General features: G+C 35.9%; 21 protein-coding genes. 6 read left to right on the top strand and 15 right to left on the bottom strand.

The genetic code is table 11. The annotated features are described in order from the left end of the window. Positions 1 to 2: 2 nt before the first annotated feature. The 4 genes from ctaE to ctaB form a co-directional block, all read right to left on the bottom strand. Positions 3 to 626 (bottom strand): cytochrome c oxidase subunit III, encoded by a 624-nt coding sequence (ctaE, locus tag RBB48_RS03730; RefSeq protein WP_000557858.1) that lies wholly within the window; start codon positions 624 to 626, stop codon positions 3 to 5. Then, a complete protein-coding gene (gene ctaD / locus RBB48_RS03725) occupies positions 626 to 2,461 on the bottom strand; it encodes a cytochrome c oxidase subunit I (RefSeq protein WP_170956742.1) in 1,836 nt (611 codons plus the stop codon). Before ctaD ends, ctaE begins: the two co-directional genes overlap by 1 nt. A gap of 60 nt (positions 2,462 to 2,521) precedes the next feature. Continuing rightward, positions 2,522 to 3,571: a cytochrome c oxidase subunit II gene (coxB, locus tag RBB48_RS03720; protein WP_000745278.1), complete on the bottom strand. Its 1,050-nt coding sequence runs from the start codon at positions 3,569 to 3,571 to the stop codon at positions 2,522 to 2,524. A 93-nt stretch (positions 3,572 to 3,664) separates the two neighbouring features. Continuing rightward, complete coding sequence (gene ctaB / locus RBB48_RS03715) at positions 3,665 to 4,588, bottom strand: protoheme IX farnesyltransferase (protein ID WP_000017546.1); 924 nt, start codon at positions 4,586 to 4,588, stop codon at positions 3,665 to 3,667. Positions 4,589 to 5,084: 496 nt separating this feature from the next. On the opposite strand from ctaB, the gene ctaA reads away from it, so the two are divergent. Beyond that, positions 5,085 to 6,020, top strand: coding sequence for a heme A synthase (gene ctaA / locus RBB48_RS03710; protein ID WP_001188735.1), 936 nt, complete (start codon positions 5,085 to 5,087; stop codon positions 6,018 to 6,020). A 238-nt stretch (positions 6,021 to 6,258) separates the two neighbouring features. Here ctaA and pyc read toward each other — a convergent pair whose 3' ends face one another. From pyc to RBB48_RS03695, 3 genes are all read right to left on the bottom strand, one after another. Then, positions 6,259 to 9,705, bottom strand: coding sequence for a pyruvate carboxylase (pyc, locus tag RBB48_RS03705; protein WP_097889653.1), 3,447 nt, complete (start codon positions 9,703 to 9,705; stop codon positions 6,259 to 6,261). 334 nt (positions 9,706 to 10,039) lie between these two features. Next, the gene (ftsW, locus tag RBB48_RS03700) at positions 10,040 to 11,221 is read right to left on the bottom strand and encodes a putative lipid II flippase FtsW (RefSeq protein ID WP_098649124.1); all 1,182 of its coding nucleotides are present in this window, start codon (positions 11,219 to 11,221) and stop codon (positions 10,040 to 10,042) included. A gap of 125 nt (positions 11,222 to 11,346) precedes the next feature. Beyond that, positions 11,347 to 11,634, bottom strand: coding sequence for an Fpa/YlaN family protein (locus tag RBB48_RS03695; protein WP_000135698.1), 288 nt, complete (start codon positions 11,632 to 11,634; stop codon positions 11,347 to 11,349). Positions 11,635 to 11,784: 150 nt separating this feature from the next. Between RBB48_RS03695 and RBB48_RS03690 the strand changes: the two genes are divergently transcribed. Beyond that, complete coding sequence (locus RBB48_RS03690; RefSeq protein WP_088123318.1) at positions 11,785 to 12,282, top strand: molybdopterin-binding protein; 498 nt, start codon at positions 11,785 to 11,787, stop codon at positions 12,280 to 12,282. Between the two features lie 45 nt (positions 12,283 to 12,327). Here RBB48_RS03690 and RBB48_RS03685 read toward each other — a convergent pair whose 3' ends face one another. Continuing rightward, a complete protein-coding gene (locus RBB48_RS03685) occupies positions 12,328 to 13,656 on the bottom strand; it encodes a PhoH family protein (RefSeq protein WP_000358079.1) in 1,329 nt (442 codons plus the stop codon). A 246-nt stretch (positions 13,657 to 13,902) separates the two neighbouring features. Next, positions 13,903 to 14,358, bottom strand: coding sequence for a PNPOx family protein (locus tag RBB48_RS03680; RefSeq protein WP_000024571.1), 456 nt, complete (start codon positions 14,356 to 14,358; stop codon positions 13,903 to 13,905). A gap of 145 nt (positions 14,359 to 14,503) precedes the next feature. On the opposite strand from RBB48_RS03680, the gene RBB48_RS03675 reads away from it, so the two are divergent. Then, complete coding sequence (locus tag RBB48_RS03675; RefSeq protein ID WP_001995040.1) at positions 14,504 to 14,704, top strand: YlaI family protein; 201 nt, start codon at positions 14,504 to 14,506, stop codon at positions 14,702 to 14,704. A 35-nt stretch (positions 14,705 to 14,739) separates the two neighbouring features. Here the strand turns inward: RBB48_RS03675 and RBB48_RS03670 are convergent, their stop codons facing one another. The 3 genes from RBB48_RS03670 to typA all read right to left on the bottom strand — a co-directional run bounded on the left by RBB48_RS03670 (position 14,740) and on the right by typA (position 17,332). After that, positions 14,740 to 15,015 (bottom strand): hypothetical protein, encoded by a 276-nt coding sequence (locus tag RBB48_RS03670; protein ID WP_046956451.1) that lies wholly within the window; start codon positions 15,013 to 15,015, stop codon positions 14,740 to 14,742. Between the two features lie 14 nt (positions 15,016 to 15,029). Then, on the bottom strand, positions 15,030 to 15,332 hold the full coding sequence (locus tag RBB48_RS03665; RefSeq protein ID WP_000893656.1) for a YlaH-like family protein: 303 nt from the start codon (positions 15,330 to 15,332) through the stop codon (positions 15,030 to 15,032). A 155-nt stretch (positions 15,333 to 15,487) separates the two neighbouring features. Continuing rightward, positions 15,488 to 17,332, bottom strand: a complete 1,845-nt coding sequence (gene typA, locus RBB48_RS03660) for a translational GTPase TypA (protein WP_000914755.1) — start codon at positions 17,330 to 17,332, stop codon at positions 15,488 to 15,490. 140 nt (positions 17,333 to 17,472) lie between these two features. Between typA and RBB48_RS03655 the strand changes: the two genes are divergently transcribed. Then, positions 17,473 to 17,652, top strand: a complete 180-nt coding sequence (locus RBB48_RS03655) for a DUF5325 family protein (RefSeq protein ID WP_000400128.1) — start codon at positions 17,473 to 17,475, stop codon at positions 17,650 to 17,652. Between the two features lie 44 nt (positions 17,653 to 17,696). Here RBB48_RS03655 and RBB48_RS03650 read toward each other — a convergent pair whose 3' ends face one another. Next, complete coding sequence (locus tag RBB48_RS03650) at positions 17,697 to 18,488, bottom strand: inositol monophosphatase family protein (protein ID WP_098230329.1); 792 nt, start codon at positions 18,486 to 18,488, stop codon at positions 17,697 to 17,699. 88 nt (positions 18,489 to 18,576) lie between these two features. Further along, the gene (locus RBB48_RS03645; protein ID WP_001250166.1) at positions 18,577 to 18,765 is read right to left on the bottom strand and encodes a hypothetical protein; all 189 of its coding nucleotides are present in this window, start codon (positions 18,763 to 18,765) and stop codon (positions 18,577 to 18,579) included. A gap of 206 nt (positions 18,766 to 18,971) precedes the next feature. Between RBB48_RS03645 and RBB48_RS03640 the strand changes: the two genes are divergently transcribed. Further along, positions 18,972 to 19,598, top strand: coding sequence for a YktB family protein (locus RBB48_RS03640; RefSeq protein ID WP_000175087.1), 627 nt, complete (start codon positions 18,972 to 18,974; stop codon positions 19,596 to 19,598). An 80-nt stretch (positions 19,599 to 19,678) separates the two neighbouring features. On the opposite strand, the gene RBB48_RS03635 is transcribed toward RBB48_RS03640, so the two are convergent. After that, positions 19,679 to 19,948 carry a UPF0223 family protein gene (locus RBB48_RS03635; RefSeq protein ID WP_000456567.1) on the bottom strand — a complete coding sequence of 90 codons (270 nt, stop codon included), beginning with the start codon at positions 19,946 to 19,948 and terminating at the stop codon, positions 19,679 to 19,681. Positions 19,949 to 20,315: 367 nt separating this feature from the next. On the opposite strand from RBB48_RS03635, the gene speA reads away from it, so the two are divergent. After that, positions 20,316 to 21,788, top strand: a complete 1,473-nt coding sequence (speA, locus tag RBB48_RS03630) for an arginine decarboxylase (protein WP_000084901.1) — start codon at positions 20,316 to 20,318, stop codon at positions 21,786 to 21,788. Positions 21,789 to 21,826: the final 38 nt, after the last annotated feature.

Below are 21,826 nucleotides of genomic sequence, written 5' to 3'. Positions count from 1 at the left end.
GTTTATCCCACCATTCCCATCAAATATACTACAGTGAAAATAAACACCCAAACTACGTCAATAAAGTGCCAATAAATCGATGCAACATAAAACTTCGGTGCATTGTATAAATTTAGACCTCTCTTCGCATTTCTAAAGATTAATGTTAAAATCCAACATAATCCAAACAATACGTGGAGACCATGTGTACCAACAAGAGCATAAAACGCGGAACCAAATGCACTACTTCTCATAGTATGCTTAAATTCATGCGTATAATGATAAAACTCATATATCTCAAATGCTAAAAACCCTAAACCTAGCAACACTGTTACTAATAGCCAAAGTTGCATTTTCTTAAAGTTAAAGTTTTTCATATGATACATCGCATATACGCTCGTTAAGCTACTCGTTAATAAAAGCATCGTCATAATGAAAACGAGTGGCATTTGGAACATCTCTTGAGATGTTGGTCCACCATTTGTAGAATTCTTTAACGCTAAATATGTGCCAAACAAGGAAGCGAACAATACTGTTTCGCCTCCAAGAAATAACCAAAAACCGACAAACTTATTTTTTCCCTCAAGGGTTGCTTTTTCAGGCTCTGCTGGAAATGTTTCATTCGTTAATTTTTCATCTACATGCATTATGCCTTGCCCCCCTTATCTTCTAAATCTTCCTTATGAATATGATATCCATGATCATCGATTACTGAACGTAGGAACATTGTACCAAATGTAATGATTAAACCGATAATTGCTACTAATAACCAAAACTTATCTTTTCCACCCTGCATATACATTGCACCGAATGCCGCTATAAACAATCCTAAAGAAATGATAAATGGTGAAAACGATGGATTTGGCATATGAATATCACCAATTGGTTCCGCCGCTGTCATCTCTTTATTCCCTTCACGTTTTTCAATCCAAAACGGATCTAACCCGCGAACAAATGGTAATTGTTTAAAGTTATATTCTGGTGTTGGTGCTGGCATTGTCCATTCTAATGTACGTGCATCCCATGGATCACGACCAGCCTTTTCTTTTGAAACTGTCGTTTTAATTACATTGAATAGAAGAACAATCGTTCCAAGAGCCATAAATACCGCTCCAATAGAACTAATCATATTCCCCATTTCCAGCCCTTGGCCTTCAAGATATGTGTAGTAACGACGTGGCATACCAATTAAACCAAGGAAATGCTGTATGAAGAACGTTAAATGGAAACCGATAAAGAATAGCCAAAATGTTATCTTTCCTAACGTTTCATTCAATACTTTATTAAACATCAGTGGCCAATAATAATGAGCTCCTGCAAGTAAACCAAATACAACACCGCCGACAATTACATAATGAAAGTGAGCTACTACGAAATAGTTATCATGAAATTGATAATCCGCTGGTGCAGATGCTAGCATAACACCTGTAACTCCACCCATTACGAATGATGGAATGAAAGCTACTGCCCACATCATCGGTGTCGTAAAACGAATACTTCCTCCCCACATCGTAAAGAGCCAGTTGAATATTTTAATACCGGTCGGTACTGCAATCGCCATTGTTGCAACTGAGAAAATAGCATTTGCAACTGGACCAAGTCCAACAGTAAACATATGATGCGCCCATACCATAAATCCTAAGAATCCAATTAATACTGTCGCGAACACCATCGACGAATAACCAAATAATCGTTTTTTCGAAAATGTCGCGAAGATTTCTGAGAATATTCCGAAAGCTGGGAGTATAAGAATGTATACTTCTGGATGACCGAAAATCCAGAATAAATGCTCCCATATAATTGTATTCCCGCCCAATGCTGGATTAAAGAAACTTGTTCCAAATAAACGATCTAACATTAAAAGTCCTAATCCTACAGTTAACGGTGGAAAAGCGAATAATATTAGAGAAGATGTTACAAATGTCGTCCATGTAAACATCGGCATACGCATATACGTCATTCCTGGCGCACGCATATTAATAATGGTTACAAGGAAGTTAATACCTCCAATTAATGTACCAATACCGGAAATTTGCAAGCCGAGTACATAAAAATCAACACCATGGCCTTTAGAGGCTAAAGCTAAAGATGCATAAGATGTCCAGCCTGCATCAGGTGCTCCACCTAAAAACCAACTTAAATTTAAAAATACTCCACCAAAGAAAAATAACCAAAATCCGAGTGAATTCAAAAACGGGAACGCTACATCACGTGCACCAATTTGAAGTGGTACAGCGGCGTTCATAAATGCAAACACGAGTGGCATAGCTGCGAGGAAAATCATTGTTGTACCGTGCATCGTTAATACTTGATTATAAGCATCCCCAACAAGAAAAGCGTTGTTAGGAATCGCTAATTGAAGGCGAATAAATAGAGCTTCTATTCCGCCTATTATAAAAAACAATCCACCTGCAATTAAATAGAGAATGGCAATCTTTTTATGGTCTACTGTCGTTAAATAATCCCATATGACAGCACCCATCCCCTGTTTTTTTGCTACAGAACTCACGTTTTCAACCTCCCCTTCGCGAATAATCCCTCTTTACTTTTCAACTTTTAACGTTTGTAAGTATGCATTTAATGCATCAATTTGATCATCCGTTAAGTTGCCATATTTACCAGTCATTTTATTTCCTGGTTTCATATTTTCAGGATCTTTCAGCCATTTTTTTAAGTTTTCTTCATTGTTTTCGGCAATACCGGCAACCATATCGCGATCCGCAAAGTTTGCTAAGTTTGGTGCGATACGAGCGGAAGGTGGTCTACTATCATTAGATCCAACTGCGTGACAACCAATACAGCTTTTATTAAATATTTCTTGGCCCTCTTGCGCCTTTGTTGAAGCTACTTCTTTCTTCCCATCAATCTTCTTCATATCAGCAAGCCACTTTTTGTACTCGCTTTCATCTAAAGCTTTCACTTTGAATTGCATTAAAGAATGTGATGGGCCGCAAAATTCTGTACAAAAACCATTATAAGTGCCCGATTTATCTGCCTTTAACCACATTTTGTTCACATTGTCTGTATTTGTATCCATTTTCCCAGCTAAAGATGGAACCCAAAACGAATGTTTAATATCGGCACCCTTCAAATTCAAATACACTTTCTTACCTGTGGGGATGACTAAATCTTGAGAAGTCACTATTTTTTCTGATTTATAAGAAAATTCCCACCAATAAAGATTCGCTGTTACATCAACAACGATAGTATCTTTATCAATATTCTTTTTCTCCATCGCACTTACATCAGCAAGTTTGAATGTATATGTAACCGTCGGAACAGCTAAGATTAACAAAAGAATAATCGGAATAACTGTCCAAATAATTTCTAGTTTGTGATTCCCTTCAACTTGCTCTGGAATATAATCTTCCTGACCTTTCTTTTGTCGGAAACGCACAATTACATATAAGAAAATAATAGTAACTACTAGTACTACTCCTACCATAATCGCAGTTGCTAGTAAGAGCAAATCATATTGCATTTTTGCTACTTCTCCTTGCGGAATTAAAGTAGATTGAAAGGCTTTACCGCATCCCCCTAACAGTAAAGCCAGCAGTGAAACGAACGAAAGCAGTCGCCACTGTTTCTTCATACAAACAACCCCCACTTTCCTTGTGAATTAGATTGTACTTTATAGTTAAGTAAAGTAAATCTCAACGTAAAGAAATCCAATTATGTCGTTGTCTTAGAAGAATGTAACTACAATCATTGATACAAATAAGATTGTTAAATAATTTAGGGAATAAACAAACATTTGTACGGACCATTTGATGTCATCTTGCTTACGGAAGCCATAAAATCCTAAAACGATCCATCCGATGTTTAACAATGTTGCAATTACCATAAATGTTATCCCTAGTCCACTCATATAAAATGGTAGTGGTAATAAACATACTGTCCAAATCATAATTTGGCGTTTCGTAATTTCAAATCCATGAACTACAGGAAGCATTGGAATTCCTGCATTTCGATATTCATCAACACGTTTCATCGCTAATGCGAGGAAATGTGGGATTTGCCAAATAAACATAATTAAAAATAACATCCAAGCAATTGGATGGCCTAAAGATGGATCGATTGCTGCCCATCCAATTAAAGGTGGAACTGCTCCAGATATACTACCTACAACAGTATTTAGTGTATACTTTCTCTTTGTCCATAACGTATATAAGACAACATATGTGAAAGCACCAATAAATCCCATTAATACTGCCATTGGTGTTGTTAATAATAAAAATACAAATCCAAGAAGTAATATAACTAGTCCAAATGTAAGTGCAAATCCCGGTTTATACTTCCCAGTAACTGTTGGACGGGTTTTTGTTCTTTCCATTAACGGGTCGATGTCTCGATCAATGTAGTTATTTAAACAACATACCCCTGCCATAATTAATCCAGAACCAACGATTGTAAAGAATAACTTATCCAGATTGTCCATCACACTTAATCCATTAAAATGTAATGCCAACCAAAATCCTGTAAATACAGTAAGTGTATTTGAGTTTACAATCCCCATTTTAACGAGCGCTGATAAATCTTGTAGCCGAGTTGTTTCCGGTACACTTGTAACAGCTGACTCATCATGCAGCTCACTTGTTGCATGGCTCATCACTTTAACCCCCTCTTAAAACTTTCATCTTTCTTTTTGCGCCTATTTCGAATGAAATATTTCGCTTCTATATAGCAATATTATTACAGTAGAAATATTGTTAATCCATTCTACTACTAATCTACGCCCATACTCCAATATATTAAATCATATTTCCCGAACATTTTGTGAAGAAAACATGAACTTTTTGTGTCGAATATAAAAACTTAATTCTTACTTGTCCTTATCATAACATGATGTTACCTTCTATAATAAACTTTTTTGTCATATTTAACACGTATTCTCCCCATATCTTTTCAAAATAGCCTGTTTTCCACCTAAAAATTCCCTTATATATCCTATTTCCACACCCATTTTCTCTCCCCTGTCTGCCCCCGCCATTTCTTTGCTATTTTATTATTTTTTATATATCATAGGAACTAGCGCTTTTTATTCTATACATAATGGAATGAAAATATTTCGCAATAACTTCATAGCAGAAAGATGGTGAAATAGATTGCAACGCTTTATTAAATGGTTAGCAGTCATTACGAGTCTTGATTTATTAATAGTTTTACTAGGAGGCGCCTTAGTTACAAAAACAGGTTCTGGCCAAGGGTGCGGTAAATCATGGCCACTTTGTAACGGTGAATTTGTTCCATCTAATTTATCAATGGAAACTATTATTGAACTAAGTCACCGCCTTACATCAGGATCAGCAGGAATTCTTGTCACTCTCCTTTGTATTTTGTCCTGGAAATATTATAAACATGTGCGCGAAACAAAAACGTTAGCAATTTTATCCTTCGTATTTTTAGTTGCGCAAGCATTAATGGGAGCGGCAGCAGTTGTTTGGGGACAAATGCCAGCTGTACTTGCTATCCATTTCGGTATTTCCTTAATTTCATTTGCTTCTGTCATTTTATTAACGTGTCTTATCTTTGAAATTGATCAGAAATTTGATGCACGTTCACTTATTATGGACAAAAAAATGAAATTTCATATTTATGGTGTAACAATTTACAGTTATATTGTCGTCTACACAGGTGCTTTAGTACGTCACGAACGAGCTAGCTTAGCCTGTCCAGACTTTCCTTTATGTAGCAAAAATAGACCTATGCCAACTCAACTACATGAATGGGTTCAAATGGGACATAGAGTTGCAGCGATGTTAATTTTCGCTTGGATACTATACGCGATGATTCTCGCTATTCGCCATTACAAGCAGCAGCCTGTCGTATACTGGGGATGGATCATTTCATTTATCCTTGTTACACTTCAAGCTATCGTAGGAATTTTAGTCGTATTTACAAATGCTAATTTAGTAATGGCATTATTACATTCACTATTCATTTCTTGCTTGTTTGCTGTACTATGCTATTTAGTTATGTTAGGTACACGAAGTAAAGTGAATGCAAAAGAAGCTGAATCAACTTCTAAACAAACAAAATAAATTTAAATTAAAATACCTTGCTGAATTGGCAAGGTATTTTTTGCAATAAAGTGAAACTTTAATCAGTGGGGGTCTTCATCCCCCACTGATTATTAGCCCGCACCAATCAGGCTTTTATGGGCAGTTGATCCCCCATCTAACTTCTTTGTTTTCGCTGAATTTTGAGGCGGGTGTCTTACTGCCCGGCGAATAGCGGGATAAAGAAAAAGAGCTGCATTTACACAGCTCTTTTTCTTTTTTAGTGATCTAATTCAATCAGTAAGTCACCCGTTTGAATTGCATCTCCATCGTTAACATATACTTTTTTCACTTTACCATTGAACGGCGCTTGAACTGTCGTTTCCATTTTCATCGCTTCTGTAATTGCCATAGAATCGCCTTTTTTCACTTCATCGCCTTCTTTAACAACTACTTTAATAACCGTTCCTGGCATTGTTGCACTAATGTGGTTTGGGTTTTCACGGTTTCCTTTCACACGTTGTGCCACTGTTGCTTTCACACTTTCGTCTTTCACAACTATCTCACGTGGTTGACCGTTAAACTCCAAGTAAAGAACACGATTTCCATCTGGCTGAGGCTCTCCGATTGATACTAGTTTAACCATCAATGTTTTACCTTGTTCGATTTCCACATTGATTTCTTCACCAAGTCTCATACCATAGAAGAATGTCGGTGTATCAAGCACAGATACACTTCCATAAAGCTCAGCAACTTTTTCGTAATCCATAAATACTTTTGGATATAATGCATATGCAACTACATCAAAAATCGTCACTTCGCGTCCAAGCTTATGGAATAGCTCTTCTTTTAACGCGTCGAAATCTACTGGCTCTAATAATTCACCCGGTCTTACTGTTAATGGCTCTTTCCCTTTTAAAATAATTTCTTGCAACTTTTTCGGGAAACCACCATATGGCTGTCCTAAATCTCCTGAGAACATTTCAACAACAGATCCTGGGAAGTCCATAGAATGCCCACGCTCTAAAACATCTTGTTCTGTTAAGTGATTTTGAACCATAAATAATGCCATATCACCGACAACTTTAGATGATGGCGTTACTTTAACAATATCGCCAAACATGTCATTCACACGGCGGTACATTACTTTCACTTCATCGAAGCGATCTCCTAAACCAACCGCTTTCGCTTGTTGTTGTAGATTACTATACTGTCCGCCTGGCATTTCGTGCATATATACCTCTGTATGAGGTGCATTCATACCACTTTCAAACGGTGCGTAGTATTTACGTACATCTTCCCAATAATGAGATAGTTTTTCTAATGAATCTATATTAACGTCTGGCTGTCTTTCGTTTCCACCTAATGCATAGTATAGCGTGTTCGCACTTGGTTGTGACGTTTGACCAGCCATAGAACTTACTGCTACATCGACAATGTCAACACCTGCTTCAATTGCCTTTGTATACGTTAATATACCATTTCCACTCGTATCGTGTGTATGCAAGTGAATCGGAATCGATACCGTCTCTTTTAATGCAGAAACTAAATCATATGCCGCATTAGGTTTTAATAAGCCTGCCATATCTTTAATTCCTAATATATGTGCTCCTGATGCTTCTAACTCTTTTGCTAAGTTTTTATAGTAATTTAAATCATATTTACTACGTAACGGATCATGAATATCTCCTGTGTAGCACATTGTTGCTTCTGCAATTTTACCAGTATCTCGTACAGCATCAATCGCAACTCTCATACCTTCTACCCAGTTTAAGCTATCAAAAATACGGAACACATCAATTCCAGCTTGAGCAGAACATTCCACAAATTTTTGAATTAAATTATCCGGATAGTTTTTGTAACCAACTGCGTTTGAAGAGCGAAGTAACATTTGGAATAAAACGTTTGGCATTTTTTCACGAAGATCTAGTAATCGTTCCCATGGATCTTCCTTTAAGAAACGATATGCAACATCAAACGTTGCACCACCCCACATTTCCGCTGAGAATAGGTTCGGTAACATTCTCGCTGTCGGCTCTGCAATTTGATGTAAATCTTTTGTACGAATACGCGTCGCCAGTAATGACTGATGCGCATCACGGAATGTTGTATCCGTTAAAAGTACACGCTTTTGATCTTGTACCCATTTTACTAATCCGTCCGCTCCACGCTCATCCAAAATTTGTTTTGTTCCATTTTGAACCGGCTCTGAGTGTAATACATTCGGTATACGAGCATCCGGGAAAATTGGTTTCTCTTTTTTCCCTACTCCTGGGAAGCCATTTACTGTTACTGACCCAATGTAATTTAACATTTTTGTTCCGCGGTCTTTACGTTTCGGGAACAGGAATAGTTCAGGTGACGCATCAATAAATGAAGTGTCATATTCTCCTGATAAGAAGTTTTTATGTTTTACTACATTCTCTAGGAATGGAATATTTGTTTTAATACCACGAATACGGAATTCTTTTAAGTTACGTTCCATTTTCGCAGCAGCTTGTTCAAAAGTAAGTGCCCATGTTGTAACTTTTACAAGTAAAGAATCATAGTACGGTGTAATAACAGCACCTTGGAAACTATTACCTGTATCAAGACGAACACCGAAACCACCGCCTGATCGGTATGCCATAATTTTCCCTGTATCCGGCATGAAATTATTTAGTGGGTCCTCAGTCGTTACACGAGATTGGATCGCAAATCCATGAACAACTACTTCCTCTTGCTTCGGAACACCTACCATTTTACTATGTAATGCATGTCCATCAGCTATTAAAATTTGCGATTGAACGATATCTACCCCTGTGATCATTTCTGTAATTGTATGTTCAACTTGAACACGCGGATTTACTTCAATAAAGTAAAACTCATCACCTTTTACAAGAAATTCTACTGTTCCTGCGTTTAAATAATTTACATTTTTCGTTAATTTCACAGCAGCATCACAAATACGCTGACGCAAATCATCTGAAAGCGACACACTAGGTGCGATTTCTACCACTTTTTGGTGACGACGTTGTACAGAACAGTCACGCTCGTATAAATGAATAACATTGCCCTCTTCATCTGCTAAAATTTGAACTTCTATATGTTTAGGTTTTTCAACGAATTTTTCAACGTATACTTCATCATTACCAAAGGCTGCTTTCGCTTCTGACTTCGCTCGATTATACGATTCTCTTAATTCTTCACTACTACGTACAATACGCATACCACGACCGCCACCGCCAAGGGAAGCTTTAATAATAATCGGGTAATCATACTTTTCAGCAAATTCTCCAACTTCTTCTACTGAATTTACCGGCCCATCACTACCAGGAATAACTGGAATTTGTGCTAGCTGCGCTTGTGTTCTTGCTTTCACTTTATCTCCAAACATATCTAAATGCTTACTCTTTGGACCAATAAAGATAATCCCTTCTTCTTCACAACGTTTTGCGAATTGAATATTTTCTGACAAGAAACCATATCCAGGGTGGATTGCATCTACATGATTACTTTTCGCAATCTCAATAATGCCCTCAATATCTAGATAAGCATCAATTGGCTTTTTCCCTTCCCCAACTAAATAGGACTCATCGGCTTTATAACGATGATAAGAACCACTATCCTCTTTAGAATAGATTGCAACTGTTTTTAATCCAAGTTCCGAACAAGCTCGAAACACACGAATTGCAATCTCTCCACGGTTAGCTACCAATACTTTTTGAATACGTTGCAGCTTTGTCATGATTTTCCCCCTCTACTTTCCTACCACTCTAGAGATAAAATATATACACACCCTAAAGAGCGTGAAGTTCTTCACTTTCTACATTATATTATACTTAGAAAGCTTCACTTTATTTTTATCCATCATACCTTATTTTTTAACAAATGATAAGTTTTCTGATCAATTTGTTTCACAAAAATAGTATAGCATACCTCTTCCTTTTCTAACAACTTAATTGTATATCACATTTGATTTAATGTGATATATTTTTTAGTGTATATACCAATTAATGCATCCTATTTAATGTTTCTTGCACATAAAAAAACACATCGCGCTCTAAAGCACAATGTGTTTTTTATTTTACTACAACAAGACGCGGTCCATCTTGCTCACTTTCTTTCATTATCTCATTTTGTTGTTTCTCTTGTCGTTTTACGTGACTAGCAACATTTAATAATATACCCATCGCAATTAGATTAGCCAATAAAGAACTACCACCATAACTAATAAACGGTAAAGGTACTCCTGTAAGTGGTATTAATCCAGACATACCACCAACATTAACAAAAGTTTGTATCCCAATTAAACTTGCAATTCCGATTGCAATTAAACTTCCAAATGGATCTTTACACTTCTGTGCTACTCTAAACGAACGAATGATAATAAGTAGTAAACAGATTAAAATGATAGCTACACCTATAAAACCTAGTTCTTCAGATATAATCGCCATAATAAAATCCGTTTGCGGCTCTGGTAAGTAGCCATACTTTTGTATACTATTTCCTAGTCCTCTACCATTTAACCCACCTGAAGCTATTCCAATAAAGGAATTAACTAATTGAAATCCATCATTTTGAGGATCACTAAATGGATCAAGAAAAACTGAAAATCGAGCTTTTTGGTATTTACTTAATTTATAGTCCCCAATAAAATACAACGCCGGTATCCACACGACAGATGTTAATAAAAATCTTTTTATCCACAAGTTAACATTAACTCCTGAACAGAAGAACATAATTAACACTGTTCCACCTATTAATATATCAGTTCCTAAGTCATTTTGTAATAAAATTAACACCATCGATCCACCGACAACAAATAAGGGAGGTATTATCCCTTGGAAAAAAGGGGTTTGCCTCTCTTGTTTCTTAGCAAAAAAACTTGCTAACGTAATAATAACTGCTATTTTTACAAACTCAGCTGGTTGTATACCTAGTATCCATCCTTTTGCACCATTGATTACCTTACCGAAAAGGAAAGCTGCTGTTAGTAATCCAATACTCCCTAACCCCATCGCTGCAAGAACTATTTTTTTCCTCCACAATTTGTAAGGGATTATAACGGCAATCACAAGTATTACCGTTCCAATAGCAAGAGCAACTAATTGTTTTTTAAAAAAGTGATCTGCTGGCCAGTTATATTTCGACGAAATCGCGACAATGGAACTAGAACTATATACCATTATAACTCCCAACACACATAATATAACAAGAGGAAGTAATAATGAATAATCCATTGATTTCCATACTCTTTTCATTTCATTTCCTCTTTCTGTTTCAATTTAATTATTGTTGTATTCCATATGTACATTGATTCTTCCTGCTTTATTATACAAATAAAAAGCCCAAACTATTTCAGTTTGAGCCCCCCTATTTGAACCCGTTATTGTTGTTTGTTTGTAAATGCTTCATGAAGTGCAGATAACTCACGTTCAAGCTCTCCTAACATTGCTTTCCCTTGTTCTTCTGCAATAAGACCAAGGCGAACTGCAAAATCGACCTCGCGGGATAGTCCAAACATTTGTGTGTCTAACACTTCTTCATATAATGGACATTGCGGCATTGTAAGATTGTCCATTTGTACCTTAATAAGTCTTAAAATCTTCTCCGCATCCGCTTGTAGAAGGGCTAGTGCCTTTTCCTGATGATTTGATACTGTCTCAGACGCCAAATTGATTCCCTCCGTTTCCGTCCTACTCTCTCCTATCTATTAATATTAGCGATAGTTTTAGTAAATTGCAATAGAAACATTTTTTGTGACAACCGTGTCTAATGCTATTATACTGAAAAGTGGGAGTATAACACAAATGGGGGAACAACAATGAGCGAAATTTTATTTATTAATGGAAAAGTTCGTTTTCCAATCACTATCGATCCAACTGTTTGGATCTTTGATGATCGAAAAGTAGATTTGACAACTTACTTTGATGAAACAAGAGAAAACACTTCAGAACTAGAAGCTTATTTAAAAAACACTTCAGAGCATTGGGATCGCGAAATCCGTGATGGTGCTGCGTTTCCACCGATACAACAAAGTGTAAAGAAATATAAAAAAGAACAACTAATTACCGGAACGTTCGGTATACCATTTCATCCATTTCTTGCTAACGCCGAAATTTCAGAGGACGCTACGCAAGTCGAAATTGAAACAGTAGATCAAACAATAATACTTCCATTAGAAACTGTAGAAAATGCTATTCTTGGTTTTTCAAAAGAAGGAAAGCCATTAAAAGAGGATGGACCTGTTCATCTATATTACAATGATGGATCTAATAGACAAAATCCAATCCGTAACATCCGTAAATTTACAATTATTTAAAGTGTATACTTGGAAGAAAAAGGAGTGAGCCTCAGCTCACTCCTTTTATAATAAATCCGCTGCAAGTTGAGCTAAATTAGACCGCTCCCCTTTAACAAACTTTACATGACCACTAATACGTTGCTCTTTAAACTTCTCTACAACATATGTTAAACCATTATTATATTCATCCAAATACGGGTGATCAATTTGCTGAGGATCTCCCATTAATACAATTTTACTTTTTTCTCCTACCCTTGTTAATATCGTTTTCACTTCATGCTTCGTTAAATTTTGTGCTTCATCAATTATAATGAACTGATCTGGAATACTTCTCCCACGTATATAGGTAAGGGCCTCTACTTCAATCGAACCCATTCCAGCTAAAATAGCATCTAACTCTCCTGGCTTTTTCGTATTAAATAAGTACTCTAGATTATCAAAAATCGGTTGCATCCATGGTCTTAACTTTTCTTCTTTTTCTCCTGGTAAATAACCGATATCTTTTCCGACTGGAACAATTGGCCTTGCAACGAGTAGTTTTTTATATAGTCCTAAATCTTCCGTTTGCATGAGTCCTGAAGCCAACGCGAGTAATGTTTTTCCTGTACCAGCTTTCCCCGTTAACGTTACTAGCGGAATATCTTCACGAAGCAACAATTCTAACCCCATAATTTGCTGCACATTTCGTGGTCGTATCCCCCATACTTGTTCATTGTGAAAAATAAGTTTCTTTACCTTCTTACCTAAATGATCCACAATGCCAAGTGCTGAACTAGATCCCCCTAATGCATCTTTCATTACTACAAACTGATTTGGATAAAAAGGGTGATTTGCAATTTCGGATAAAGGCAATTCACCTTTTTCATAAAAATAATCTAATTGCTCTTTTGATATATACCCTTCTAAAAATCCTGAATATATATTATCTACTTCAATTACACGATCACTTAAATAATCTTCCGCCTTCAAACCAATTGCATCAGCTTTTACCCTTACGAGCACGTCTTTACTTACTAAAATAACAGACTTCCCGTCCTCTTTTTCTTGTTCTTCTAAAGATAGATTTTTTGCTACAGCTAAAATTCGATTATCATTTGTTTTTTCTACAAAAATATCTTGTAGTTGAACAAATGAACGATGATTTAATTCAATACGAAATGTACCGCCGTTTTCTAACGGAATACTTTCATGCAGCTTTCCTATTTCACGAAATTTGTCTATTAACTTAGATACATAACGAGCGTTTCGTCCTACTTCATCCATATAACGTTTTTTCGAATCAACCTCTTCTAATACAACTGCTGGAATCACTACTTCATTTGTTTCAAATGAAAAAATAGATAAAGGATCCTGCAAAAGTACATTCGTATCTAACACATAAATTTTATCCAACCTGTTACCCCCTGACTCCACTTTTAAATTTGTAGAACAAGGGTTTCATCCATAAAATATGGACGAACCATTGTTATAATTATATGTACCGTATAAACGAGGTAGAATCGAAATTCATAACCATGAAACCTTTTATTTATTTTTTATTCATTTCTATTCAATATATTACTTTTAATTATAATTATTAACATAAAATCACAATAACTGATTACAAAAGTTAATAACTTATTTTCTTATTTATCACATTTATAATTCTTTTATTCCTACTAACACTTGGTTATCCAGCTTTTTCGCTGCGCGAATATCATATGTTTTTTCATAGGTTGGCTCAGTTGCAAGCTTCGCTCCATAAAACATAACATCACGTACTTCTTGTACATTTACTTCTATTACAGTTAATTTTAGAGGAATGCCTTCCATTCTATCAGTCAAAATTTCACCTGCACCACTTATGGAAAATACGGATTCATTCGCCATTATAGTCAATACTAGCCCAGTACTATGCCGTATATTTTCCACAATACGTGAACGTTGATCTACTGCAAATCGAATACTAGTTTTACTCACTGCATACACCCAAGAAATAGCACTTACGTTAGGAACTTGTTTTTCGAAGTCTGTTGTTGCTACCATAACAATACATTCTTTACGTAACGTTTGTACTAAATCATCTGTTAATGTAGGATCTACTACATTCGCCATATTTCCACCTCCAAATATACTTACTATATCCTTATCATAACTTATTTTTTGAATTGCGAAAATATTATTTTTTCCCGCTATTATTCAAAAATATTACACTTCCATGATATACTTATACTGATAGAATTCGTATTGAGGTGACGAAATGAGAGTCAAGTGTATGATTTGTGATAAAAAAGATATGTTAGATGATGAAAATCCTATGGCAAAAAAACTACGTAACCGCCCTATTCATACATATATGTGCATGGAATGTTCGGAACGAATTGCAGAACGTACGATGGAACGTCATGCAAGTGGTAATTTCCGATTATACCGTGATAAAAAAGTCGAAGACGATTGGTAAAATGTAAATAAGTCCTTAATCATATAGATAAGGACTTATTTATATTTTTCAGGTTCACGATTCATTTGATCCAAAAAACAATCAATAGCTTCTAACGGAAACCTTGCAGATTTTCTTTCTCCATTCATTTCATATGTAATCAAATACATTTCTTCATTCTTTTTAACTTCCACATTCTTTAATTTATGTTCTTCATATATCATATTTTCAAATAACAAATACGTTTCTTGTGCAGCACGATCATCTGGACGTGCTTCGGCAACTGTTTTAATTGTTAACCAATTATATAACGCATCTTGTACTGAACGCATAAAAATTTGCCCCCTCACCCTGCTTTTTGTTGTCTCGCTTGACGTAAACGCAACCTATAAATCCCAAGTACAATTGCCGCTACAACAAGGCCCTCTCCAACAGGTAAAAAAACTGCAAAGAAAGTTAAAACTGTACATCCAATCGCTAACGATATATATATCACTATATTTTTTATTATTGATAGTTTTCTTGCAAAACCTAAATTATACACAAGTGCACTTAATATAATAATGATGCCATACAGCAACCACATCCCTAGTTCCGGATTTTCATCAACTTTACATAATTTCGCAAAAAACGACATTCTTTCTAACATCATTCATCCCCCTTTCTCACAAGAAACAAATTTTATTTATGTACTTAATACAAGAGTAACCCGCAAAAAAAATACTGTCCACAAAAAAGAGTAAATATTCCAAAAATAAATACAATAAAAAACAGCCACCCCTCAAAGGTAGCTGTTCTATTATTTTACGCTTCTACAGATTTCTTTTTCTTAGCAGCTCTTTCGCGCTCGCTCTTATCAAGAATCTTTTTACGTAGACGAATTGATTCTGGAGTTACTTCACAGAACTCGTCATCGTTTAAGTACTCTAATGACTCTTCTAAAGTCATTAAGCGTGGTTTTTTCATTGTTGAAGTTTGATCTTTCGTCGCAGAACGAATATTAGTTTGTTGTTTCATTTTTACAACGTTAACTGTTAAGTCATTCTCACGAGTATGTTCTCCAACAATCATACCAGCATATACTTCTGTACCTGGTTCAACGAAGATTACACCACGGTCTTCAACTTGCATAATACCGTATTGTGATGCTTTTCCTGTTTCAAGTGAAACTAGAACACCTTGGCGACGTCCACCAACTTGTCCAGCGTGTACTGGTTGGTAGCAATCGAATGTATGGTTTAAAATACCGTAACCACGAGTTAATGTTAAGAATTCTGTTGTGTAACCAATTAAACCACGTGCTGGAACCATGAAAGTAAGGCGAACTTGACCGTTTCCGTTATTCACCATATCTAACATTTCACCTTTACGTGCACCCATAGATTCCATAATAGAACCAGTGTATTCTTCAGGTACATCGATTTGCACGCGCTCTACAGGCTCACATCTTACGCCATCAACTTCTTTAATAATTACTTCAGGCTTAGATACTTGTAGTTCATAACCTTCACGACGCATGTTTTCAATTAGGATAGATAAATGTAATTCCCCGCGTCCAGATACGATCCACGCATCAGGAGAATCTGTATTATCTACACGTAAACTTACATCTGTTTCTAATTGTGAACGAAGACGCTCTTCAATTTTACGAGATGTAATGAATTTACCTTCACGACCTGCAAATGGGCTGTTATTTACAAGGAATGTCATTTGTAGTGTTGGCTCATCAATACGTAATAATGGTAAAGCCTCTTCATGCTCAACCGGACATACCGTTTCACCTACGTTAATGTCTTCCATACCCGAAACAGCTACTAAATCTCCAGCTTTTGCTTCTTCAATTTCTTGACGTTTTAATCCAATGTAACCAAATAATTTCGTTACACGGAATTGTTTTACAGTTCCATCAACTTTCATTAATGCAACTTGTTGTCCTACTTTCATTGTACCACGGAATACGCGTCCAACCCCGATACGACCAACATAGTCATTGTAATCAAGAAGTGCTACTTGGAATTGAAGTGGCTCTTCGCTGTTATCAACTGGTGCTGGAATATGTTCAATAATTGTGTCAAACAATGATTTCATATTCTCTTCTTGATTTGCTGGATTTGAATCTAAGCTTGCTGTTCCGTTCATTGCTGATGCAAATACAACTGGGAACTCTAATTGATCTTCGTTTGCACCAAGTTCGATGAATAAGTCAACTACTTCATCAACTACTTCATCAGGGCGAGCGAAGTCACGGTCAATTTTGTTTACAACAACGATTGGAGTTAAGTTTTGCTCAAGAGCTTTCTTTAAAACAAATCGTGTTTGTGGCATACAACCTTCATATGCATCAACAACAAGTAGAACACCATCAACCATTTTCATGATACGTTCTACTTCTCCACCGAAGTCAGCGTGACCAGGTGTATCTAAAATGTTAATTCTTTTATCTTCATAGTGAATCGCAGTATTCTTCGCTAAAATTGTAATACCACGTTCTCTTTCTAGATCGTTTGAGTCCATTGCGCGTTCTTCAATATGTTCATTCGCACGGAACGTCCCCGCTTGACGTAATAACTGGTCAACAAGTGTTGTTTTACCATGGTCAACGTGGGCAATAATTGCTATATTTCGTAAATCTTGTCGTTTTTTCAACATGTCCAACTCCTAATGTCTTTTTAATCCTTCTCTATTATAAGAGCGAAGGGGATACAATGGCAATCAAAATAAAATCAAGAATGAAAATATAGTTGTATTCTTACTTTTGTGAAAGTAAAATGAGATTGGAGGGTGAAGAAATGGAACACATTCAATATCGCTTTTTATTAACTGCAATTATCGGTGTTATTTTCTTAATCGGTATCGGCATTATGGTTGCTGAAAATAGTCCCATCGGTATTATTATTTGCATTATCGGCACATTTGTTACAGTTGGATACGGTTTTGTAACAAAAAGAAAAATGCGTAAATCGAAATAACGTCAAAAAGTAAGAAGCGCTTATACAGCCTCTTACTTTTTTTGTTACTCCGCTATAAATCGTAACAACTCTTCATACACTCCTGGTTTTGCAACTAATACGCTGCTCTTCTCTACGATAGAAAGCGGGGATCCAGAAAAAGTTGTCACCTTGCCTCCAACTTCCTCTACAATTATCTGTCCCCCACCAAAATCCCATGGTGATAATCTCGGCGTTACATATGCATCTATTCTTCCTGTTGCAACGTATACCATCTCTAACGCTGCACAGCCATATGATCTCGTGCCTCTTGCTTTCTTAACCAGCGCCATCATACTTTCCTTATTAAGCATTGGATTGTCGGTAAGCCATATCGCATTTAAAGCTACAATACCTTGCTCTACAGTTCCTTTTTCCAATAAAGGTATTGGTACTTCATTACAAAATGCTCCAGCTCCCTTTACCGAATGGTATAATTCATCATGAACTGGATCATAAATGAGTCCAACCTTTCCGATACCGTTCTCATAAATTCCAATTGAAATTGCGAAATTTCTTTTTTGATGAACAAAGTTCATCGTGCCATCAATTGGATCAATTAACCAAACAACCCCATCAGAAGAAGTTACCTCATCTCCATAACCTTCTTCTCCTAAAATATTATGGTTCGGGAATGTTTCTTTAATTTTCCCAATTAAAAACTGTTCTATTTCTCGGTCCATATTTGTTACTAAATCAGCTGCATTGGATTTCGTTTCTATAATAAGTGCTTTTTCCATTGATGCCTTTAAAAACTCTCCTGCATCTCGAATCCACTGTTTGGCGTGTGCATCGATGTCTTTCCATACTTCTTGCATGTTTAAACACTCCGATCTATACTGTTCACAGAAAAAACGAACCCTTTATAAGGTTCGCACCAACTAATTTTTTATACATATACTATTATTACGCTTCTAAACGAATCATTTCAAGTCTTAACACTTCTAACTTTTGTACACACTCTTCTTTTTTCAGTTTATCATTTTCCATCATCGCATCATATAAAGTTGCTAATTCATAATCTAGCTCCAAACGTAGCACCGGTATTCTCTTTTCAGCATCTGTTCTCTTTAACGCATTAATCACCTGTCTCATATTATTTGCCTCCTCCCAATATTCGTCTGCCCTCGGACTGGAATTGATTCAATTTTCTGATTTTTTGTTTTATACTATACTATGTTGGATAAATCATCTATGCAACAAAATTATATTTTTTTATTTAAATTTTTTTGTGCTGTTTTTTTTATGAATAGTACAAGCTATGCTAAAATAAAAGCAAAATAGGAGTTGGAGGAACAATCATGACACTACAAACATTCAAGTCAACTGATTTTGAGGTCTTTACAGTTGATGGTCTCGAAGAACGAATGAGTGCAATTAAAACGAACATTCATCCTAAGCTTGAAGCTTTAGGGGAACAGTTTGCAACGTATTTATCCAAACAAACTGATGAGAACTTTTTTTATCATGTAGCAAAACATGCACGCCGCAAAGTCAATCCACCAAACGATACTTGGGTTGCTTTTTCAACAAATAAACGCGGTTATAAAATGCTGCCACATTTCCAAATTGGATTATGGGGTACTCATGCCTTCATATACTTTGGTTTAATCTATGAGTGTCCACAAAAAGTGGAGACGGCTCACGCCTTCTTAGAACATTTAAATGATTTAAAAACAAATATTCCAAATGACTTCGTTTGGTCCATTGACCATACTAAACCAAGTGTAAAATTACATAAAACACTTGAAACAGAAGACTTACAAAAGATGATTGAACGTCTAGCTACTGTGAAAAAAGCAGAATTATTAGTTGGTATTCATATATCACCAGAGGAGTTTTCAGCAATGACCAACGAACAATTCCTTGCTAAGATTGAATCTACGATGCAATCACTCCTTCCTTTATATGCACTTTGTAATCGATAGTAGAAAACGGACAATTTATATTGTCCGTTTTTAGTTGTTATCACATTATATCACTTCAGTTTTCATTTTTCAAAATTTTTTTACATTTTCACAAGCTTTTGTTCTTCAGTTTCTTTCGCCCTTTGAATCGCACGGTATATAGAATATCCACTTACTTCTTGAAACTCTTTATCAATTTTCTTCTCTTCTGCTTTAGATGGAACAATCTCTTTAAAACGACGATATAATCCCATTAATTCTTCTCTTATAATTCCTTTTTCATATGCTTTCTCAATTGCTTCATAAAACTTCACAATTACAACCATTTCCTCATTTGACCAATTATAATCTAACGGATATTGATATTCCATTTCGCACCTCATTTATCATTTCTTCTTATTTCAATATGCTATCTTAAAGGGATTTTTTTCTTCTTCACTATAGCCACTTTGCATTATACACTATTTATTCATTGTGATGGAATTGTCTTCCTCTATAAGTTAATTGGAAATAACTATTTAACATACTCACTGTAAAAATATTTTTTTCTATACATCTATAATTATTGGTGATATAATGCTTTTGTTTTATAGAAAATAAAGTGAACCTACCATCTCAAAAATGCTTTTGTGATTGGCAGAAAAACAAGTCTCATTCTAAAAAGCACTTAACTTTTTTAGAACAAGATTATATAAAACAAACTCTAATAAATATTATGAAAAAGAAGGGGTGTATAGATTGTCCCAATACGAAACACCATTGTTTACCGCTTTAGTTGAGCACAGTAAGCGAAATCCAATTCAATTCCATATTCCTGGTCACAAAAAAGGACAGGGCATGGATCCTACATTTCGCGAATTTATTGGGCATAATGCATTAGCAATTGATTTAATTAATATTGCGCCGCTCGATGATTTACATCATCCAAAAGGTATGATTAAAGAAGCACAAGATTTAGCAGCCGCTGCATTTGGTGCAGATCATACTTTCTTTTCTATTCAAGGTACAAGTGGTGCAATAATGACAATGGTGATGAGCGTGTGCGGTCCTGGTGACAAAATCCTAGTGCCACGAAACGTGCATAAATCAGTAATGTCAGCTATTATTTTCTCAGGTGCAAAACCGATTTTCATGCATCCTGAAATCGATCCAAAACTTGGTATTTCACACGGAATCACAATTCAATCTGTCAAAAAGGCACTTGAAGAGCATTCAGATGCGAAAGGCTTACTTGTTATTAATCCAACATACTTTGGCTTTGCTGCGGACTTAGAACAGATTGTCCAATTAGCCCATTCTTATGATATCCCTGTACTAGTTGATGAGGCTCATGGTGTTCATATTCATTTTCACGATGAATTGCCGATGTCAGCGATGCAAGCCGGTGCAGATATGGCAGCAACAAGTGTTCACAAATTAGGAGGATCTTTAACGCAAAGTTCTATTCTTAACGTGAAGGAAGGCCTTGTGAACGTTAAACATGTTCAATCTATTATTAGCATGCTTACGACTACATCAACTTCTTACATCTTGTTAGCATCCCTAGATGTTGCTAGAAAACGTCTTGCTACAGAAGGAACAGCACTCATAGAACAAACAATTCAATTAGCGGAACAAGTTCGTGATGCTATTAATGCTGTTGAGGATCTTTACTGTCCTGGGAAAGAAATGCTAGGTACAGATGCTACTTTTAACTACGATCCTACAAAGATAATTGTATCTGTAAAAGATTTAGGTATTACAGGCCATCAGGCTGAAGTATGGCTTAGAGAGCAATATAACATTGAAGTAGAACTCTCGGATTTATACAACATACTATGTCTTGTCACTTTTGGGGATACAGAAAGTGAGACAAATACACTTATTGCAGCATTACAAGATTTAGCAGCAACATTTAGAAATAAAGCCGATAAAGGTGTTCAAATACAAGTAGAAATTCCAGAAATACCAGTGCTAGCACTTTCTCCTCGAGATGCTTTTTATTCGGAAACAGAAGTCATTCCGTTTGAAAATGCAGCAGGTCGTATTATAGCTGATTTCGTTATGGTTTATCCGCCAGGGATTCCAATCTTTACTCCGGGGGAAATTATTACACAAGATAACTTAGAGTATATTCGTAAAAACTTAGAAGCGGGTTTACCTGTACAAGGTCCTGAAGATATGACATTACAAACATTACGTGTGATTAAAGAGTACAAGCCTATCAGTTGATAGGCTTTTCTTTCACCTTTTTTCTCTTTTCCCATACG

The organism is Bacillus sp. MMSF_3353, assembly GCF_030733445.1.
Taxonomy (GTDB): Bacteria; Bacillota; Bacilli; order Bacillales; family Bacillaceae_G; genus Bacillus_A; species Bacillus_A wiedmannii.
Note: the sequence above shows the minus strand (reverse complement) of the source record. Positions and strands in the feature narration are given on the sequence as shown.

Excerpts from the sequence above, each read along its gene's own strand:
- coxB (WP_000745278.1), bottom strand. The coding sequence starts at position 3,571 with ATGAAGAAACAGTGGCGACTGCTTTCGTTCGTTTCACTGCTGGCTTTA.
- ftsW (WP_098649124.1), bottom strand. The coding sequence starts at position 11,221 with ATGAAAAGAGTATGGAAATCAATGGATTATTCATTATTACTTCCTCTT.
- RBB48_RS03665 (WP_000893656.1), bottom strand. The coding sequence starts at position 15,332 with ATGTTAGAAAGAATGTCGTTTTTTGCGAAATTATGTAAAGTTGATGAA.
- RBB48_RS03635 (WP_000456567.1), bottom strand. The coding sequence starts at position 19,948 with ATGGAATATCAATATCCGTTAGATTATAATTGGTCAAATGAGGAAATG.
- RBB48_RS03675 (WP_001995040.1), top strand. The coding sequence starts at position 14,504 with ATGAGAGTCAAGTGTATGATTTGTGATAAAAAAGATATGTTAGATGAT.
- pyc (WP_097889653.1), bottom strand. The coding sequence starts at position 9,705 with ATGACAAAGCTGCAACGTATTCAAAAAGTATTGGTAGCTAACCGTGGA.
- ctaE (WP_000557858.1), bottom strand. The coding sequence starts at position 626 with ATGCATGTAGATGAAAAATTAACGAATGAAACATTTCCAGCAGAGCCT.
- ctaB (WP_000017546.1), bottom strand. The coding sequence starts at position 4,588 with ATGAGCCATGCAACAAGTGAGCTGCATGATGAGTCAGCTGTTACAAGT.
- RBB48_RS03655 (WP_000400128.1), top strand. The coding sequence starts at position 17,473 with ATGGAACACATTCAATATCGCTTTTTATTAACTGCAATTATCGGTGTT.
- RBB48_RS03645 (WP_001250166.1), bottom strand. The coding sequence starts at position 18,765 with ATGAGACAGGTGATTAATGCGTTAAAGAGAACAGATGCTGAAAAGAGA.
- RBB48_RS03650 (WP_098230329.1), bottom strand. The coding sequence starts at position 18,488 with ATGCAAGAAGTATGGAAAGACATCGATGCACACGCCAAACAGTGGATT.
- typA (WP_000914755.1), bottom strand. The coding sequence starts at position 17,332 with ATGTTGAAAAAACGACAAGATTTACGAAATATAGCAATTATTGCCCAC.
- RBB48_RS03690 (WP_088123318.1), top strand. The coding sequence starts at position 11,785 with ATGAGCGAAATTTTATTTATTAATGGAAAAGTTCGTTTTCCAATCACT.
- RBB48_RS03640 (WP_000175087.1), top strand. The coding sequence starts at position 18,972 with ATGACACTACAAACATTCAAGTCAACTGATTTTGAGGTCTTTACAGTT.
- ctaD (WP_170956742.1), bottom strand. The coding sequence starts at position 2,461 with ATGGGTGCTGTCATATGGGATTATTTAACGACAGTAGACCATAAAAAG.
- RBB48_RS03680 (WP_000024571.1), bottom strand. The coding sequence starts at position 14,358 with ATGGCGAATGTAGTAGATCCTACATTAACAGATGATTTAGTACAAACG.
- RBB48_RS03670 (WP_046956451.1), bottom strand. The coding sequence starts at position 15,015 with ATGCGTTCAGTACAAGATGCGTTATATAATTGGTTAACAATTAAAACA.